This is a genomic window from Streptomyces sp. T028 (genome assembly GCF_048159505.1).
GTDB lineage: Bacteria > Actinomycetota > Actinomycetes > Streptomycetales > Streptomycetaceae > Streptomyces.
Map to the genome: position 1 here is coordinate 121,427 of NZ_JBLRVZ010000040.1, position 16,054 is coordinate 137,480.

General features: G+C 71.7%; 19 protein-coding genes and 2 pseudogenes. 14 read left to right on the top strand and 7 right to left on the bottom strand.

Annotated elements, in window-relative coordinates; translation table 11 throughout:
* Window positions 1-63 precede the first annotated feature (63 nt).
* Complete coding sequence (locus ACLZN2_RS35060; protein ID WP_416983497.1) at window positions 64-2,667, top strand: DEAD/DEAH box helicase; 2,604 nt, start codon at window positions 64-66, stop codon at window positions 2,665-2,667.
* Window positions 2,668-2,707: 40 nt separating this feature from the next.
* On the opposite strand, the pseudogene ACLZN2_RS35065 reads toward ACLZN2_RS35060, so the two are convergent.
* The 6 genes and pseudogenes from ACLZN2_RS35065 to ACLZN2_RS35090 form a co-directional block, all read right to left on the bottom strand.
* Window positions 2,708-3,004 (bottom strand): annotated as a pseudogene (locus ACLZN2_RS35065) (Rv3654c family TadE-like protein); the annotation flags it as partial.
* The gene (locus tag ACLZN2_RS35070; protein ID WP_416983498.1) at window positions 3,001-3,360 is read right to left on the bottom strand and encodes a TadE family type IV pilus minor pilin; all 360 of its coding nucleotides are present in this window, start codon (window positions 3,358-3,360) and stop codon (window positions 3,001-3,003) included. The pseudogene ACLZN2_RS35065 and the gene ACLZN2_RS35070, both read right to left, overlap by 4 nt.
* Before the next feature lie 31 nt (window positions 3,361-3,391).
* The gene (locus ACLZN2_RS35075) at window positions 3,392-3,601 is read right to left on the bottom strand and encodes a DUF4244 domain-containing protein (RefSeq protein WP_416983499.1); all 210 of its coding nucleotides are present in this window, start codon (window positions 3,599-3,601) and stop codon (window positions 3,392-3,394) included.
* A 105-nt stretch (window positions 3,602-3,706) separates the two neighbouring features.
* Window positions 3,707-4,492 carry a type II secretion system F family protein gene (locus ACLZN2_RS35080; protein WP_416983500.1) on the bottom strand — a complete coding sequence of 262 codons (786 nt, stop codon included), beginning with the start codon at window positions 4,490-4,492 and terminating at the stop codon, window positions 3,707-3,709.
* 72 nt (window positions 4,493-4,564) lie between these two features.
* Complete coding sequence (locus tag ACLZN2_RS35085) at window positions 4,565-5,434, bottom strand: type II secretion system F family protein (protein ID WP_416983501.1); 870 nt, start codon at window positions 5,432-5,434, stop codon at window positions 4,565-4,567.
* Window positions 5,418-6,131 (bottom strand): annotated as a pseudogene (locus tag ACLZN2_RS35090) (CpaF family protein); the annotation flags it as partial. The gene ACLZN2_RS35085 and the pseudogene ACLZN2_RS35090, both read right to left, overlap by 17 nt.
* Window positions 6,132-6,508: 377 nt before the next feature.
* Between ACLZN2_RS35090 and ACLZN2_RS35095 the strand changes: the two are divergent.
* Window positions 6,509-7,999 carry a recombinase family protein gene (locus ACLZN2_RS35095; RefSeq protein WP_416983502.1) on the top strand — a complete coding sequence of 497 codons (1,491 nt, stop codon included), beginning with the start codon at window positions 6,509-6,511 and terminating at the stop codon, window positions 7,997-7,999.
* A 1-nt stretch (window position 8,000) separates the two neighbouring features.
* Here the strand turns inward: ACLZN2_RS35095 and ACLZN2_RS35100 are convergent, their stop codons facing one another.
* Window positions 8,001-8,921: a hypothetical protein gene (locus ACLZN2_RS35100; RefSeq protein ID WP_416983503.1), complete on the bottom strand. Its 921-nt coding sequence runs from the start codon at window positions 8,919-8,921 to the stop codon at window positions 8,001-8,003.
* A gap of 113 nt (window positions 8,922-9,034) precedes the next feature.
* Here ACLZN2_RS35100 and ACLZN2_RS35105 point away from each other — a divergent pair, with 113 nt between their 5' ends.
* The 12 genes from ACLZN2_RS35105 (at window position 9,035) to ACLZN2_RS35160 (ending at window position 16,026) form a co-directional block, all read left to right on the top strand.
* Complete coding sequence (locus ACLZN2_RS35105; RefSeq protein WP_416983504.1) at window positions 9,035-9,289, top strand: helix-turn-helix domain-containing protein; 255 nt, start codon at window positions 9,035-9,037, stop codon at window positions 9,287-9,289.
* A 148-nt stretch (window positions 9,290-9,437) separates the two neighbouring features.
* Window positions 9,438-9,866, top strand: coding sequence for a hypothetical protein (locus ACLZN2_RS35110; RefSeq protein ID WP_416983505.1), 429 nt, complete (start codon window positions 9,438-9,440; stop codon window positions 9,864-9,866).
* A complete protein-coding gene (locus ACLZN2_RS35115) occupies window positions 9,863-10,447 on the top strand; it encodes a hypothetical protein (RefSeq protein WP_416983506.1) in 585 nt (194 codons plus the stop codon). The genes ACLZN2_RS35110 and ACLZN2_RS35115 overlap by 4 nt, the downstream gene beginning before the upstream one ends.
* Entirely contained in the window at window positions 10,444-10,746 is a 303-nt protein-coding gene (locus ACLZN2_RS35120; RefSeq protein ID WP_416983507.1) for a hypothetical protein, read from the top strand. The genes ACLZN2_RS35115 and ACLZN2_RS35120 overlap by 4 nt, the downstream gene beginning before the upstream one ends.
* Complete coding sequence (locus ACLZN2_RS35125) at window positions 10,743-11,396, top strand: hypothetical protein (RefSeq protein WP_416983508.1); 654 nt, start codon at window positions 10,743-10,745, stop codon at window positions 11,394-11,396. The genes ACLZN2_RS35120 and ACLZN2_RS35125 overlap by 4 nt, the downstream gene beginning before the upstream one ends.
* A 92-nt stretch (window positions 11,397-11,488) precedes the next feature.
* On the top strand, window positions 11,489-11,704 hold the full coding sequence (locus tag ACLZN2_RS35130; RefSeq protein ID WP_416983509.1) for a hypothetical protein: 216 nt from the start codon (window positions 11,489-11,491) through the stop codon (window positions 11,702-11,704).
* Window positions 11,701-12,003 carry a hypothetical protein gene (locus tag ACLZN2_RS35135; RefSeq protein ID WP_416983511.1) on the top strand — a complete coding sequence of 101 codons (303 nt, stop codon included), beginning with the start codon at window positions 11,701-11,703 and terminating at the stop codon, window positions 12,001-12,003. Before ACLZN2_RS35130 ends, ACLZN2_RS35135 begins: the two co-directional genes overlap by 4 nt.
* Window positions 12,000-12,242, top strand: a complete 243-nt coding sequence (locus tag ACLZN2_RS35140; RefSeq protein ID WP_416983513.1) for a hypothetical protein — start codon at window positions 12,000-12,002, stop codon at window positions 12,240-12,242. The genes ACLZN2_RS35135 and ACLZN2_RS35140 overlap by 4 nt, the downstream gene beginning before the upstream one ends.
* Before the next feature lie 98 nt (window positions 12,243-12,340).
* Window positions 12,341-12,649 (top strand): hypothetical protein, encoded by a 309-nt coding sequence (locus ACLZN2_RS35145; protein WP_416983515.1) that lies wholly within the window; start codon window positions 12,341-12,343, stop codon window positions 12,647-12,649.
* Window positions 12,639-15,206, top strand: a complete 2,568-nt coding sequence (locus tag ACLZN2_RS35150) for a DUF3987 domain-containing protein (RefSeq protein WP_416983517.1) — start codon at window positions 12,639-12,641, stop codon at window positions 15,204-15,206. Before ACLZN2_RS35145 ends, ACLZN2_RS35150 begins: the two co-directional genes overlap by 11 nt.
* 5 nt (window positions 15,207-15,211) lie before the next feature.
* Window positions 15,212-15,466 carry a hypothetical protein gene (locus ACLZN2_RS35155; RefSeq protein WP_416983518.1) on the top strand — a complete coding sequence of 85 codons (255 nt, stop codon included), beginning with the start codon at window positions 15,212-15,214 and terminating at the stop codon, window positions 15,464-15,466.
* The gene (locus ACLZN2_RS35160; protein WP_416983519.1) at window positions 15,463-16,026 is read left to right on the top strand and encodes a hypothetical protein; all 564 of its coding nucleotides are present in this window, start codon (window positions 15,463-15,465) and stop codon (window positions 16,024-16,026) included. The genes ACLZN2_RS35155 and ACLZN2_RS35160 overlap by 4 nt, the downstream gene beginning before the upstream one ends.
* The last annotated feature ends 28 nt before the right edge of the window (window positions 16,027-16,054 follow it).

Genomic DNA, 16,054 nt, shown 5'->3' on the forward strand with positions numbered 1-16,054 from the left:
GCTATCGAGCGGTCGCCCCTCGGGACACCTCGGCAGAGCCCCCTGGACGGTTCGCCAGCCGCGATGGCATTCAATCACTTACCGGCAGGCGTGCACGACGCCTTGGCTCCATTGTCCGTCACGCCAGTGACACACTCGGTGCCGATGGCCAAGAATCACCGATCCGATCGATCCTCGGCACAGCCCGCGCCCCGCCTGTCGCCGGGCGCGCTCCTGGACCGGCTCGCCCCGGGCCCGAGCCGGGCATCGCGCATCACTCATACGGAGCACTTGCCCCCACGGGAGGGCCGCCATGCCGTCTGGCCTGACCGGATTCGCCCGGAGGTGATCGCGGCGGTCCAGGCCTGCGGAATCGAACACCCCTGGGCCCACCAGGCCCTCGCCGCCGAGCACGCCCTGGACGGCGACTCGGTGGTCGTCGCCACAGGCACGGCCTCCGGCAAGTCCCTGGCGTATCTCGTGCCCGTGCTTTCCACTCTTCTGGACGGCTCCGAGGCCCCGAACGGCCGCGGCGCGACCGCCCTGTACCTCGCCCCCACCAAGGCCCTCGCCGCCGACCAGCGCCGCTCTGTGAAAGAACTCTCACATCCGCTCGGCAACGCGGTGCGCCCGGCCGTGTACGACGGCGACACGCCGTTCGAGGAACGCGAGTGGGTCCGCCAGTACGCCAACTACGTCCTGACCAACCCGGACATGCTGCACCGCGGGATCCTCCCCTCCCACCCCCGCTGGTCCTCCTTCCTGAAATCGCTGAAGTACGTCGTCATCGACGAGTGCCACACCTACCGCGGTGTCTTCGGCTCCCACGTCGCCCAGGTCCTGCGCAGGCTGCGCCGCCTGTGCGCCCGCTACGGCGCCTCCCCGGTCTTCCTGCTCGCCTCCGCGACCGCCGCCGAGCCCGCGGTCGCCGCCGGCCGGCTGACCGGCCTTCCGGTGGTGGAGGTCGCCGACGACGCCTCACCCCGCGGTGAACTGGTGTTCGCCCTCTGGGAGCCGCCGCTCACCGAGCTGCAGGGCGAGAAGGGCGCCCCCGTCCGGCGTACCGCCACCGCCGAGACCGCCGACCTCCTCACCGACCTCGCCGTCCAGGGTGTGCGCACGGTCGCCTTCATCCGCTCCCGGCGCGGCGCCGAACTCATCTCGGTGATCGCCCAGGAACGGCTCGCCGAGGTCGACCGCTCCCTCGCCCGGCGTGTCGCGGCGTACCGGGGTGGCTATCTGCCCGAGGAACGCCGCGCCCTCGAACAGGCCCTCCACTCCGGCGAACTCCTCGGCCTCGCCGCCACCACCGCCCTCGAACTCGGCATCGACGTCTCCGGCCTCGACGCCGTCCTGATCGCCGGTTACCCGGGCACCCGCGCCTCCCTGTGGCAGCAGGCCGGCCGGGCCGGGCGGTCCGGACAGGGCGCGCTGGCGGTCCTGGTCGCCCGCGACGACCCCCTGGACACCTTCCTCGTCCACCACCCGGAGGCCCTCTTCGACCGCCCGGTGGAGTCGACGGTCCTCGACCCCGACAACCCCTACGTCCTCGCCCCGCACCTGTGCGCCGCCGCCGCGGAACTCCCGCTGACGGAGGAGGACCTGCCGCTGTTCGGCCCGGAGACCGAGGCCCTGCTTCCCCAGTTGGAGGACGCCAAGCTGCTGCGCCGCCGCACGAAGGCCTGGCACTGGACGCGCCGGGAACGCGCCGCCGACCTCACCGACATCCGCGGCGAGGGCGGCCGGCCGGTCCAGATCGTCGAGGAGGGCACGGGCCGGCTGCTCGGCACGGTCGACGCGTGCGCCGCGCACACCACCGTCCACGAGGGCGCCGTCCACCTCCACCAGGGTCGTACCTACCTCGTCCGCTCCCTGGACCTGGACGACTCCGTCGCCCTCGTCGAGGAGGCCAGCCCGCCCTACTTGACCGTCGCCCGCGACACGACGTCCATCGCCGTCCTGGAGACGGACACCGAAGTTCCCTGGGGCCAGGGCCGGTTGTGCTACGGCTCTGTCGAAGTCACCAACCAGGTCGTCTCCTTCCTGCGCCGACGCGTCATCACCGGTGAAGTCCTGGGCGAGTCGAAGCTCGACCTCCCTCCTCGTACGCTGCGCACCCGCGCCGTGTGGTGGACGGTCACCGAGGACCAACTCGACGCCGCCCGCGTCAATCCCGAGATCCTCGGCGGCGCCCTGCACGCCGCCGAGCACGCCTCCATCGGCCTCCTTCCGCTCTTCGCGACCTGCGACCGCTGGGACATCGGCGGCGTGTCGATCCCCCTGCACCCCGACACGCTCCTCCCGACGGTCTTCGTCTACGACGGCCATCCCGGCGGCGCGGGCTTCGCGGAGCGCGCCTTCCACACCGCCCGCGCCTGGCTCACCGCCACCCGCGAAGCCATCGCCTCCTGCGAGTGCGACGCCGGCTGCCCGTCCTGCATCCAGTCCCCCAAGTGCGGCAACGGCAACGACCCGCTGCACAAGAGGGGGGCGGTGCGACTCCTCACGGAACTGCTCCGGGGGGTGCCGGAGGAGCCGGTACGGGAGGCTGCGACGCCTGCCCCGGAGGGTGAGGCGGGGCAGGGGCCGGGCCCTGCGACCCAGAAGCAGGGGCCGGGCCCTGCGACCCAGAAGGCTGCGGCGCGGGAGGCTGCGATACCGGACCCGGAGGGCCCGCACGTGCCCTGACCTCGGCCGTGAAGGGTCCCTGGCCCGACGCCGCGGTCACGTCGGAGATCTCTCCCGCGACCACGCACCGCACCAGCCGTACGCCCTGCGCCCGGGCCACCCGGCCCGCCCGGGCGCAGGCCCGCTCCTCGCCGTCCGTCCAGTGGTCCGCCGCCGCGAGCGCCGCGAGGTCCGCACCCCCGGCTGCCCGGTGCCGGACCACCACGGCCTGTCCCAGGGCCAGCACGACACCGAAGACCACGCACAGCACCGCGATCGCCCCGAGACTCCAGACGGTGGCCGAGCCCCGGTCACCTCTCCCCCGCAGCCATGCCGCGACGGCACGGGCCACCTTCACGGCCCACCTCCCTCGATGTCTCTCCCCGTCCCCGCGGCCCCCACGGCCTCCTCGGCCGCAGCCACCGCCTCCTCCCGTACCTCGAAGGGCAACCCCCTCAGCAGCGGCGGACTCGCCACGACCACCACCCGCACCTGGCCGCCCTCCCTGCTGACCGTCACCCGCGCCCCGCGCGGTGCCGCAGCGCGGGCCAGTTCGACGACCGCCCCGTCGGGGTCCTGCCGGGCCGCCGCGCGGGCACCGGTCCTGGCCGCGTCCACGCACTGGATCCGAGCGGCCACCGCGAGCAGCCCCCACACCAGCGCCATCGCGAACACCACCAGCACCGGCAGCACCACGGCCGACTCCGCCGTCACGAAGCCCCGGTCCCCGCCGAGCCGCCGCCGCTCACATCGCCCCACTGAGCGCCCGCTTCACGATGTCCTGCAACTGCGTGCTGACGGCGTCACTCGTCACCACCTGGTAGAGGAGCACGGCGAACCCCACGGCCGCCACGATCCCCATCGCGTACTCGGACGTCACCATCCCGGCGTCCCGCCGCGCGCCCCGCATCCCGTACACCAGGGCACGCAGACGCGCCCGTACTGCCTTGTACATCTCAACCCCCGTAAGGTTCGGCCCTGTCGGGCTCCGACTGTTCGATCCCTCGTTCGTCCCCGCTCAGCGCCCTGCAGGCGCCGCTACGGCGCTCTCAGCGCCCCGTCATCCCCCGCCTCCCCCCATCACCCCGCCCGCGAGCCCGATCACGACCGGAACGATCCCGACCGCGATGAAGGCGGGCAGGAAGCACAGCCCCACCGGCGCGGTGACCAGGACGGCCCCGCGTCGCGCCCTGGCCGTCGCGGCCCGTGTCCACTCGGCGCGGGCGTCCCCGGCCAGCCGGGCCACGGGTCCGGCCGCCGGAATCCCCGACACGTCGGCCCGTTCCAGCAGCCGCGCCAGGGCCGCCGCCCCCGGCGCCGAGGCCAGCCTCCGCCACGCCGTGGCCGGTTCGCCGCCCAGCCGCACCTCGGCGGCACCGCGCGCCAGTCCCTCCCCCACCGGCCCGCCCAGTGCCTCCCCGACGGCCTGCGCGGCGGTCACGGGGGCGGCGCCCGCCGCGATGCAGGCGGCCAGCAGATCGGCGGCGAGCGGGAGTTGCCCGGCAGCCAGCCGTGCGTCGGCGTCGCTCACGGCTCCCACCGCCTGTTGCCGACAGCGCCACCGCCACAGCCCGACCGCGCCGACCACCCCGGTCACGGCCCCCACGACCCCGCCGATCACCACCCATCCGGCGCCCACGACCGCCACCGCCGGCAGCCAGGTCCATACGACATTCCGCATCCCCGCACGCGGAACGTCCGGTGCCCGTTCCCGCCCCAGCAGCTCTGCGACCCGCCCCCGGGCCCTGCGGGCGCGCCGCACCCTCTCCAGCCACCACATCGGCCACCCGAGGACCAGCACGATCCCCATGGCCACCCCCAGCCTGTGGACAACTTCCGCGCTCATGACGTCTCCCTCCGTGTCACCCATCGCATGCCACCCGCACGCCCGCTCCTCGTCACGTGCCGCACGGCACCCTCACGCCCCCTGCGCGCTCCGAACGATCCGCAGCACCCACCACACCCCCGCGCCCTCCAGCAGCCCGCCGACGAGCAGGCAGCCCAGCCCCGCCGCGGTGTGCAGCAGGACGTGCAGCGGGTCGGCGCCGAGTGCGGCGCCCAGCAGGAGCCCCAGGGCGGGCAGACAGGCCAGCATCACCGCGGTGGCGCGCGGCCCCGCCAACTGGGCGTGCAGGTCAGCTCGTTGGTCGCGCTCGGCGCGCAACGCCCCTTCCAGACGGTCGAGTCCGGCCGCGAGGCCCGCTCCCTGGTCGACGGCCACCCGCCAGCACGCGGCAAGTCCCAACAGCCCGCCGGCACCCGGTTGCCGTGCGGCGACCGCGAGCGCCTGGGGCACGTCCCCGCCGAACCGTGCCGCCGCCAGCACCGGGGCCTGCGCCTCACCCAGCCCGCCGGAGTCCCGCACGGCCCGTTGCAACGCCTCGCCGGGCTGCCGTCCGGCCCGCACCTCCCCGGCGAGCGCCGCACACAGCGCGATCACGGCGTCTCCCCGGCGTTCCCCGGCCCGGCGGGCCTCGGCGGCGCGCCGCATCCGGCGCAGCAGGGGCACCGCGGCCGCCCCCGCGACGATCGGCAGCACCGACGCCCCCAGCACCGCCAGGACCGCTCCGGCGACCGGCGCCCACCATTCGGGCCGCCATCGCGCGCGGAGCCTGCGCAGTTCGAGGGCCAGGGCCTGCCAGGCCGGCGGCCCGCTACCGGCCACCCCGCCTCCGGCGAGCAGCAGGTGCGCCCGCCGCGCCCCGGAGTACGGGCCGCCCAGCAGCCAGGCCGCGGCCCCGGCACAGGTGACGGCCGCCGCCGTCGACACCTCACTCATCGCGTACATCGCCTTCCCCGCTCCCTTCACCCGCACGGCCTCGTTCAGCCACGCTGCTGCTCACGTCCGCCCTGCCGCTCCCGTCCGCCCTGTTGCCCTCACCAGCCCCGCTGTCCCCACCCACCCCGCTCTCCCGGCCGCGCAGCAACTCCCGCAGCCGCGCCCACCCCCGCTCCTGCGCGAAGGCGTCCCGCTGCCAGCGCAGTGCCGGTACCGTCCGCACCAGCCCCGCCGGGTCTCTCTCCAGCACGTGCACCTCCGCGATCCGCCGCCGTCCGGCCGGGTCGCGGACGAGGTGCAGGACCACCGAGAGCGCGGCCGCCAACTGGCTGTGCAGCGCGGCCCGGTCGAGCCCTGCCGCCGTGCCGAGCGCCTCCAGCCGGGCGGGCACGTCGGCGGCGGCGTTGGCGTGGACCGTCCCGCAGCCGCCCTCGTGGCCGGTGTTGAGCGCGGCCAGCAGGTCGACCACCTCCCGCCCGCGCACCTCGCCCACGACGAGCCGGTCCGGCCGCATCCGCAGGGCCTGCCGCACCAGGTCCTCGAGCGTGACGAGTCCGGCGCCCTCCTGATTGGCGGGTCTGGTCTCCAGTCGGACGACGTGCGGATGGTCCGGCCGCAGCTCCGCGGAGTCCTCGGCGAGAACGATCCGCTCCCCGGGCCCGACCAGGCCGAGCAGCGCGCTCAGCAAGGTTGTCTTCCCGAACCCCGGACAAAGACACCACTGGTGAGCCACACTCAGGACATGAAGGCCACTCCAACGGCGGGCGCCCGAACGCGAGCCGTCATCTACTGCCGCATCAGCCAGGACCGCACCGGCGCCGGCCTCGGCGTCGACCGNTGAAGTAGTGCCAGAGCGGCCCCGGCCGGCGCCCCCGTCGCCGACCGGGGCCGCTTTCTGCGCTCACCTTGGATTCGAAGGCTCAGGCCGACGCCCGGAAATCTGGCGACATCCTTGCAGGTCAGAGCGCTAATCTGCACGTTCGCGAGCAAGGTGAAGACATGATCCTTTGAGTGGCGTCTTAGTCATAGATTGGGGTTCCCGAACCCCGGACAAAGACACCACTGGTGAGCCACACTCAGGACATGAAGGCCACTCCAACGGCGGGCGCCCGAACGCGAGCCGTCATCTACTGCCGCATCAGCCAGGACCGCACCGGCGCCGGCCTCGGCGTCGACCGCCAGCGCGAGGACTGCGAAGCCCTCGCCACCCGCAACGGGTGGGAGGTCCTCGAGACCTACGTCGACAACGACATCTCGGCGTTCTCCGGGAAGAAGCGCCCGGCCTACCGGCGCATGCTCGCCGACCTCGACGCGGGCAAGGCCACCGTCGTCATCGTCTGGCACACCGACCGGCTCACCCGCTCGATCGTCGAGCTGGAGGAGTACATCGACCTGTCCGACCGGCGCGGCATCTCGACGCACACGGTGCAGGCCGGGACCGTCGACCTCGCCACGCCGTCCGGCCGGATGACCGCGCGGATCCTCGGCGCCGTCGCCCGCCAGGAGTCCGAGCACAAGGGCGAGCGCGTCGCCCGAGCCCGCCGGCAGAAGGCCCTCAACGGCGACTGGATGGGCGGCATCCGCCCGTTCGGGTGGGGCCTGCCCACCGGGGAGATGCGCACGAAGGTGGACCGGAAGACAGGCGAGGAGGTCGAGGAACCCGAGCTGGACATGCTGAAGGCCGTGCCCGAGGAGGCCGAGGCGCTGCGCTACTGGACGGATCAGATGCTGTCCGGCGGGTCGATCCGGTCGCTCGTGCAGTGGTGCGCAGACAAGGGCGTGACGACGACGCGGGGGAACCCGGTCACGCACACCGACATGCGGGACATGCTGATGCGCCCCAGGAACGCCGGAATCGCCGTCTACAGGGGCGAGGAGGTCGGCCGGGGCAAATGGGACCCGATCGTCGACGAGACGAAGTACAGGGCCGTCGTGGCGATCCTGAAGGACCCGTCACGCCGGACGGTGCGGGGCAATCAGCCGAAGTGGCTGGGCTCGCTGCTGTACCGGTGCGGGCGCGGGGACTGCCCGCACTTTGTGTACGTCACGCAGTCCGGTGGCCGCCAGTTCCCCAGCTACCGGTGCCAGAGCGCACACGGCGGCGGCCGGCGAGCCGAGGTCGTGGACCAGTACGTCGAGGACACGATCGTCGAGCGGCTGTCACGCGACGACGCGCACGAGCTGCTGCTGCCCGCCCCGGATGACGTCGACGTGGCTGCCCTCCAGGCGGAGGCGGAGGAGATCCGCGGCCGGATGCGGAACCTGGCCGGCATGTACGGCGGGGGGCAGATCGACGAGGTGCAGTTCACCGAGGGCACGGACACGGCGCGCGGGCAGCTGGAGGGGATCACGCAACAGCTGGCGCGGGCCGCGGAGGTGGATCCGCTGGTGGAGCTGGTGGGGGCGAAGGACCCGCGGAAGGCTTGGCGCGCGATGCCGCTGGACCGGCAGCGGACGGTGCTGCGGTCGCTGGTCGAGGTGACGCTGAAGACCCCGCGGCCGGGGCGGATGCCGGACGGCGGGTACTTCGACTACGAGGCAGTTGTGTTCTCGTGGAAGCGGGGCGGCTCCTGACTCAGTTGCCGCGTCCAGGCAACTCGCCGCCCAACTGGGCGAGTTCTTCCACAGCTGCCTTCAGCTGCGCTTCCAGCTCAGCCCTCCTCTTCGGGTCCTTCGTCTCGTTGATCTCCCACTGAATGTGACTGTCATTGATCAGCCACTCCAGCTGCAGACGCCTGTCGTTGAGGATGCCCTCGGCTTCACTGACAGTCGGCGGCCGCACACCAGGCGGCGGCAAAAAGCTCTTCCGCCGCGCACTGGATACCCACTTCGCTGCCGTCGAGTGTGGGGCCTTGAAGTGGTTAGCCACTTCCCGCGTCGGCGGCAATCCAATCTTGTCGGCTGACATATAGATCTTCGCAACCTCGACCAGGAACTCGTCCGTGATCCTGTTCCGCTTGCGCTTGCCGGGCGTAGCCGCAGGCTGGTCCCGGGCGATCGCGTAGGCCTCGGCCGCCTGGGTTTGGAGCTTGTCGATCCACCGCATCGCGGCACTGGGCCGGTTCTCATACGCGGTTACCGAACGAGCCCCGTGAGCAGGATCCATTTCTGCGTCTGGTCGAACGCCTTCCTCCATGAAGGCGGCGAGGTAGCGAAGCATCAGGGCTACAGCCAGAGGCTTCCAACGCCCGGTGGGGACGATCTTCCGAAACCTTTCGTAGGCGACTGGCAGATCCATCGCCCCGGCAACGCGGACTTCACTCAGGCTGAGCTCGCCCTCGAAGACGTGGAAGTGGAGAAACAGCGCGAAGTCGTCGTCGTCGGGCCACCCCTCGTTCCTCCACATGCCTTCGGTGCCGACGGCCAGGTGAAAGAACTCCGGCAGCAGGACTGTGCCGACCTGCATGAGTTCCGGCAGGTCTGGAATGTCATCGAGGGCGAACCACGGGTGCACCGAGTAGTGCCATCCCGGTGGGGGGTTCAGGTAATCGTCCACGCCCCCATCGTGCCTGCGTCGGCAAGACATTGGCAAGAGCTAGGGCACCCTAACCTTGACCACTCCCTACCCACTGGTGGACTTAATGGCAAAGCTATGGCTAGGGTTGGGTCATGGCAAAAGCGCAAGCGCTGCGTCTCGCTGATGTGCGCTCGGCCCTGACCAGCGGGGAAGCCGAGCGCCTGCGAGTAGCGGCACAACTGTCGATCGGCGAGGTTGCCCAAGCCTGCGGAGTGGATCAGTCCACCGTCTGGCGCTGGGAACGCGGCACACGCAAGCCGCGCGGGGAGGCTGCGCTCGCCTATGGCGCACTCCTCGAAGAACTTCGCCAGCGATCCTCGTCAGTCGACGAGAGGGAAACGGCGTAACCGTGGCAAGGCCACGGTTACCCAAGCAGCTCTGCTCCCGCGTACCAGGCGGGAGCAGCGGCTGAAAACAACGAAGGGCCCGGGTACCAGCCGGGCCCTCCAAAAGAGCAATCCATCTCCACCGCAAAGTTAGAAACGGAACGCGCTCATGAGCAATCTTGCCATTTCCGCGCCACCCGCGTCGAGCCCAGCCGCCGACGCCGAAATGCAGCCCCGCATCGAACAGGGCGCCGACCCGCAGGCCGTCAACCGCGCGTTCGACGCGATCGACGCCGTCTTCGCGGCCTCCCCCAACCCCGAACTCACCCGGCAGGGACTGCGCGGCTACGTCGACATGGTCGCCGACGCCAAGACGACTCCCGCCGCCGCAATCGAAGCCCTCACCACCGAGCACGACATCCACCTCGAGGAGTGGGACACCTCCACCCTCGACCCCAAGCTGCGCGACGGGCTCCTCGCCCACTACCTGCAGACGAACACCGGGGAACGCATCCTCGTCGTCCCCGCCGGCCAGGACCCGGCCGTCCGCCTCGCCGCCGTCCGCACCCTCCTCGCCCACCAGGGGGTGACGGCATGACGACCACGATCCCCCGCGACCTCACACTGACCGTCCGCCGCGGCCCCGTCGTCTCCCCCAGCAAGGCCGCCGACCTCCGCGTCGAAGGTGACGCGGCCACCCTCGTCTACGACCGGCACCGCGCCAACCCCGGCACGGCCGTCTGGCTCGCCCGCGTCCTGCTCAGCCAGCACGGCTACGCCGTCCGCGAGACGATCCTCGACGGGATGGGGCCGGACATCACCGTCCTGTTCCGGGAGGCATCCCGACTCCGTCTGAACGTCGAGCTGGGCTCCCGCATCGCCGTCCCCACCGTCGTCGCCAGGCCCCACAGCCCGGCCTCGTACCTGATCCCGGCTGGCTGGGACTTGGCGGATGCCGTCGACAGGCTGCCCGCCGCGCACGCAGCGGCACGGCCTGAGGTCGTCGGCGCCCTGGCGAGGATCGCCGAGGAGAAGCGGGACCACGGCGGCGCCCTCGACCGGGCCTTCGACACGGCGGCCGGGATGATCCTGGAGACCGGGGACCCCGCCGCCGTCTGGGACACGCTCACCCGTGTCCTCGACCAGGTGGAGTTCGAGCGTGCGGGAGCACGCGGATGACGGCCCAGGCCGCCGCCGTGTCGGCCGGGGGTGTGCAGCTCGTGGGTACCCCCGGCCGTCCGGCCCGCCCCGATCGTCCACGCCGCTTCGAGGATGACGCCCGGAACAACGCCTACTGGGCGCGGATCGAGCGCATCGTCGACGCCGCCCCGCCCCTGACCGACGAGCAGCGGGCCATCATCCGCACCGCGTTCCACACCCCGGCGGAGCCGTCGGCAAGTCCCAGGTCGCCGTCGAGTATGCGCACCGAATCCAGCCCGAGTACGACCTCATCTGGTGGATCCAAGGAGGCGGCGTGAGCGTCGACCCGAAGCACTTCCGCGCCAGCATCCGCCGCAGCCGCAACGCCGGGAAACTGGCCCGCTACAAGGCCCGCACGATCTTCTCCGTCTGCGACCTCGCCGAGCGGCAGGGCCGCAACATCCCGGACGTCAGCAAGACGGTGGGATTCATGGGGCTCGGCAGCCTGCGCCCCGCGCTCGCCGACCCCGAGGACGGCGACGGCGACTGGTTCTTCGTCCATGAAGTCCTGGAGATCACTGGGGCCACGCCGGAGCAGTGGCACCGCCTCCGCGAGGAGGAGATCACCGAGTCCGCCGAAGAGCCGGCCACCACCCCCAGGGTGGACGAGTTCACCAACCACCGCGCAGACGGCGGCACCCATCAGGTCCCCGTCTGCAACTGGCAGATGGCGCTGCTGCTCGCCCTCGACGGGCCGTGGGGCAAGGAGCTGATGGCCAACGTGCAGCCCGCGTTCCGCAAGGCCGCCATCGCCTCCGGGATCGCCGACCAGATCAACGTGGTGCGCATCGCCGAGGACGGCACCGCCCACGAGACCGGCGAGACCATGGCCGACGCCTTCCTCCGCGACGGACCGATTCCTTCCGACGAGGTCATCCGCGAGCAGATCCGCCGCGGGCCGCTCGGCGCCCTCGGAGGGGACCAGTGAAGGACGAGACGCGCCCCGAGTGCGACCACTGGATTGGCGCCGAACGAAGGCACTGCAAGGAAGTTGACGGCGTACGACGCTACCTGCCCGGGATGCGTTGTCCTGCACACACCCCGAACGCGCTGAAGGGCCTGCCCGAGGTCCCGCCCGGTCCGGGCTGGCCCGCCGCCGCGTGGACGACGCTCTCCCCGCTCGCCGCGTCCGCCGTGTTCGACGAGCGGGCCGTCGCCTCCGGGCGTCGCCGGTCCAGTCCCCACGTCTACCGCGCGGCCCAGGCCGCCGTCGCCAAGAAGGGAGGCCGGCCGTGACCCGTACCCCGCAGCAGACGTTCTGGTCCGACCAGGCGCTCGCGACCGCGCGCGACGAGGCGGCCGACGGTCGCACGATCGCCATCGTCCACGACTACGCCGACGGCGAGCAGTGCTCCTGGTGCGACTGCACCCTCGCCGACTTCAAGGGCCACCGCTGCGGCGGCTGCCCGCATCCGGCCGGATCCGTCCTCCGCGTTCACGACGGCAGCCCGGTTCGCCGCGACATCCCCGTCTGCGACGGCCATCGCGACGACGCCATCGTCTTCATGGCTCGGTGGATGGGAGGTGCCCGGTGACCGATTACTCCACGGGCGAGTGCCCGGCAGACGAGCCCGCCAGCTCCGCCCCCGAGGACGTGTACGTGCAGCACGCGGCCGAGTACGCCCGGCATGAGCTGATCCTCGACAACATCCGCGCACACCTGATGGAGCAGCCCAGCCCGGTCACGGTGCTCTCCGCCGTCCGCCGGTGGATCAACGACGTCATCGCCGTGGGCGACGAGGTCGCCAAGACCAAGCGGCGAAACCCCGGCTGACCGGGGAAGCGCTGCGGCCCCGGGCCATCCCCCAGGCCCGGGGCCGCAGGCGCACTCACGAACCTCACTGGCCCCGCTCGTAGAAGAGAGCAACGTTCGTGAACAGCACGACCACCGTCCTCCCGCTCTTCGGGGAGGACACCGAGCAGGACCAGGCGGAGACCCAGCCGCCCCCGGTCCGGCTCGGCATGGCCGCCGCCGCGGCCCGCCTCGTCCCGTACCGGGACACGCAGTACGAGGACGGCAAGCCGCGCGCACAGCTCGTCGTCGACTGCCCGTTCTGCGACCACCAGCACATCCACCCCGCCGGCCTCGCCTCGGCGCCGCGCGTCTGCCCCCGACGCTCGCGCTGCATCGGACGCCCGACGGGCACGTACTACTTCCCGGCGGTGCAGCGTGACCGATGAGATGGAGCCGAACGCCGACCTGTCCACCCCGGTGGGCGGAGGCGTCTGGCTCGCCGAGCGCCGATTCGAGGCGTTCGCCGTCGACCACCCTGAGCTCCCCCAGTGCTCCGGCATCGGTCGAGGACACGACCCCTCGACCTGTGAGCAGCGGGGCAAGCACCCGTCCGTGCCGTTCACCCGCGACCACACGACGGACGCCCAGAAGATCCGCCGCCTGCTCACGGAGCGCCCTCAGAACGTCGGGGTGTACGTCGGAGCCTGCCGCGGCCCGGCCGGTGAGCAGCTGCTCGTCGTGGACAGCGACCGGCCCGGCGCCATCGAGGACGTCGCCAAGGCCCGGGGCGAGACCTGGCCGGCCACCATGCGGGTGCGCACCGCCAAGGGCTACCACGACTATCTCTGGGCCCCCGCCGAGCTGAAGCTCGGCAACGGTCTCGGCTCGCTCAAAGGGCAGTTCGACGGGGACGTCCGAGCCGGGAACGCCTACGTCATCGGGCCCGGCTCGCTCCACCAGTCCGGCGTCATCTACACGCTGGAGGACCCGGAGCAGCCGCCCGAGCAAGCACCCGAGTGGCTGCTCGACGCCCTCACCTCGCGGCCGGCTGCCCCGCCCGCGCCAGTCGGCAGGGGCACCATCCCCATGGATCGCCTCGACTCCTACACCCGCAAGGTGGTTCAGGACGAATGCGACGCGATCACCCGTGCTCCGGACGGAGACCAGAACAACACGATCAACACGGCCGCGTTCAACTTCGGCACGCTCGTCGGCGCGGGCGCGCTGACCGAGGGCGAGGCCCGCGAGCACCTGCTCGCCGCAGCCCGGGCCGGGAACCACCCGGAGGGGCGGGCGCTGCCGACGATCGAGTCCGGCCTGCGCGCAGGCATGGCTCAGCCTCGCCACCCGTGGCCGCCGGTCGGACGGGAGGACCGCCCTCGACTGCTGCCCGGGCAGCCCCCCGTCGAGAGTTCTGTCATTTCTGTCAGGCAGTCCGTAGGGGTGGAAGCCGACTGGGACGAGCCGCTATCCATCGATCGGCCCACCCTCGCGCCGTTCCCCGTCGACCTGCTGGGCCCGCACCTGGCGGACGTCGTCAACGCGGTGACCGCGCAGGTGCAGGTCGCCCCGGACATTCCCGCGATGATCGCGCTGTCGACCGTCTCCGTGGCGGCCGGCGGACGCGTCCAGGTGCGGGTACGTCCCGGCTGGTCCGAGGCGCCCGCCCTGTGGACGGCGACCGTCGCCGGGGCCGGCGAGCGGAAGAGCGCGGCCGAGGCCCCGTTCAGCGACACGCTGCGCGGCATCGAGCGGGAGCTGCAGGCCAAGGCGATCCCCGAGATCGAGGACGCCGAGCAGATGCTGAAGATTGCGCAGGCCCGCCTCGACGACGCCGAGAAGGCAGCGATCAAGGCCAAGCCGGACCTGCGCGCGCTCCGCATGGACGAGGCCAAGCTCGCCAAGCAGGAGCTGCGGGAGATGGGCCCGGTGCCCGCGCTGCCCCGGCTGCTGTTCGGTGACATCACGCCCGCCGCCATGCCGGTGAAGGCCGCGCAGCAGGGCGGCCGGATGGGCGTCATCCACTCCGAGGGCACCCTCATCAAGCAGATGGGCGGGCTCTACAACAGCGGCACGTCTGACACCGGGTTCGCCCTCGACGCCTACGACGGCAAGGCGATGCCCGTCGACCGCATCGGCCGGGACTCCATCGAGATGGAGAGCGCGCACCTGACCATCGGCCTGCTCGTCCAGCCGATCATCCTGGAGCAGCTTGGCCGGAAGAAGGACGACGAGATGCTGCACAACGGGTTCGTGCAGCGGTTCCTCTACGGCTTCCCGGCGTCCCGGCTCGGCTACCAGGACCCGCGCGGTTCCGTGCCCATCCCCTCCGAGCTGATGGACGACCTGCGATACCGGCTCGGGAAGCTGGTCCATGGGCTGTGGAAGAACACCATGGTCCGCGCGGTGACCTTCACCGACGAGGCCAGCGAGGAGATGTACGTCTTCCAGGAGCAGATGCAGGAGCGTCTGCGCCGCGGTGGCGACCTCCACCCGATGGCCTCCTGGGCGAGCAAGCTGCCCGGCAAACTCGCGCGCATCGCCGCGCTCATCACCCTCTACGAGGACCCAGACGCCACCCAGGTACAGGGCGAACAACTGCGAGCCGCACTCGCGATGGCCCCGTACTTCGTGACGCACGCCCGGCTGTGTCTCGACCTGATGGGCGCCAACCGGGACGCCAAGCTCATGCCGGCCCGGGACGTCCTGGAGTGGCTGCGCCGCCGCAAGGAGGACAAGCGACGCGAGCCGTTCACCGTCCGGGACGCACAGCGCGGTGTGGACGGCAACTCGTGGGGGCCGGAGGGCGTGACCTCCGAGACCGTGTACGACGCGATCCATGTGCTCGTGGACAAGGGCTGGGTCGTCCCGCTGCCCGCGCCCGAGCGGCCGGAGGGGCAGCGCGGCCGGGCTCCGAGCCCGCGGTTCGCTCCCCATCCCCTCGTCTGGGATTCCTCCTGGAAGAAGAAAGAAGTATCAGAAACACGCCTTAGGAGTGCCTGACAGAAATGACAGAAAGCCACGTCATCCCTGCACAGCCGGGCTGGTACCTCGAGGAGACCGACGAGGACGGCGAGGTCAGCCTCGACCCCGTCATCGCTTGGAAGGTCACAACCGACAAGCACGGCGACGACATCCTCCTGCCGTTCGTCGACAACTCCCCCGGCTTCCCGCCGTTCGCCCACACCGAGAGCTCGTTCGAAACGCTCCACCGTCACGTCGTCTACCGGCCGTTGCACGACCCGGGTCGGGCCGAGGCGTGAACGTCGACGATGTGGTCGCCGAGAAGATCGCCGCCGCCCACGCCCGGGCCGAGGCGGCCAAGCGCCGGCGCGCAGCGTTCGCCGCCGCCCGGCAACGCGGCCTCGCCCTCCGGCACGCCGCCAAGCTCCGCAACCAGGCTTCCGCCCGCACGACGGACGGAACCGCGGGAGTCAGCCCGACCCCCGCAAACGACACGAAGGAGATCCCCGTGAAGTTCGACGACGCCATCCTCATCACCGAGGACGAAACGATCACCACCCTCAACCTCCCCGCCAACCGCGAACACTTCGCCGAGTACGCCGCCGCGGTCCTCCGCTGCACCACCATCGAGGCCTTCGACATCCCCCTCGCCAGCGGCGTCACGATCTGGATCGACGAAGACGGCCGCAACCACTGGCCCTACAACCGCCTCGCCGACGCCCTCGCCAACCTCTACGGAATCACCGACAGCTTTCACGGGCCCGTCCTGATCACCGGATACGGAGCCGGCGTCGAACCCCTCCCGCAGGCGACGGCCGCCCGCATCCTCGGCGAGCTCAACCAGATCGACGGCATCTGACTGCCAGCCGTCAACCGGCGGCTGTCCA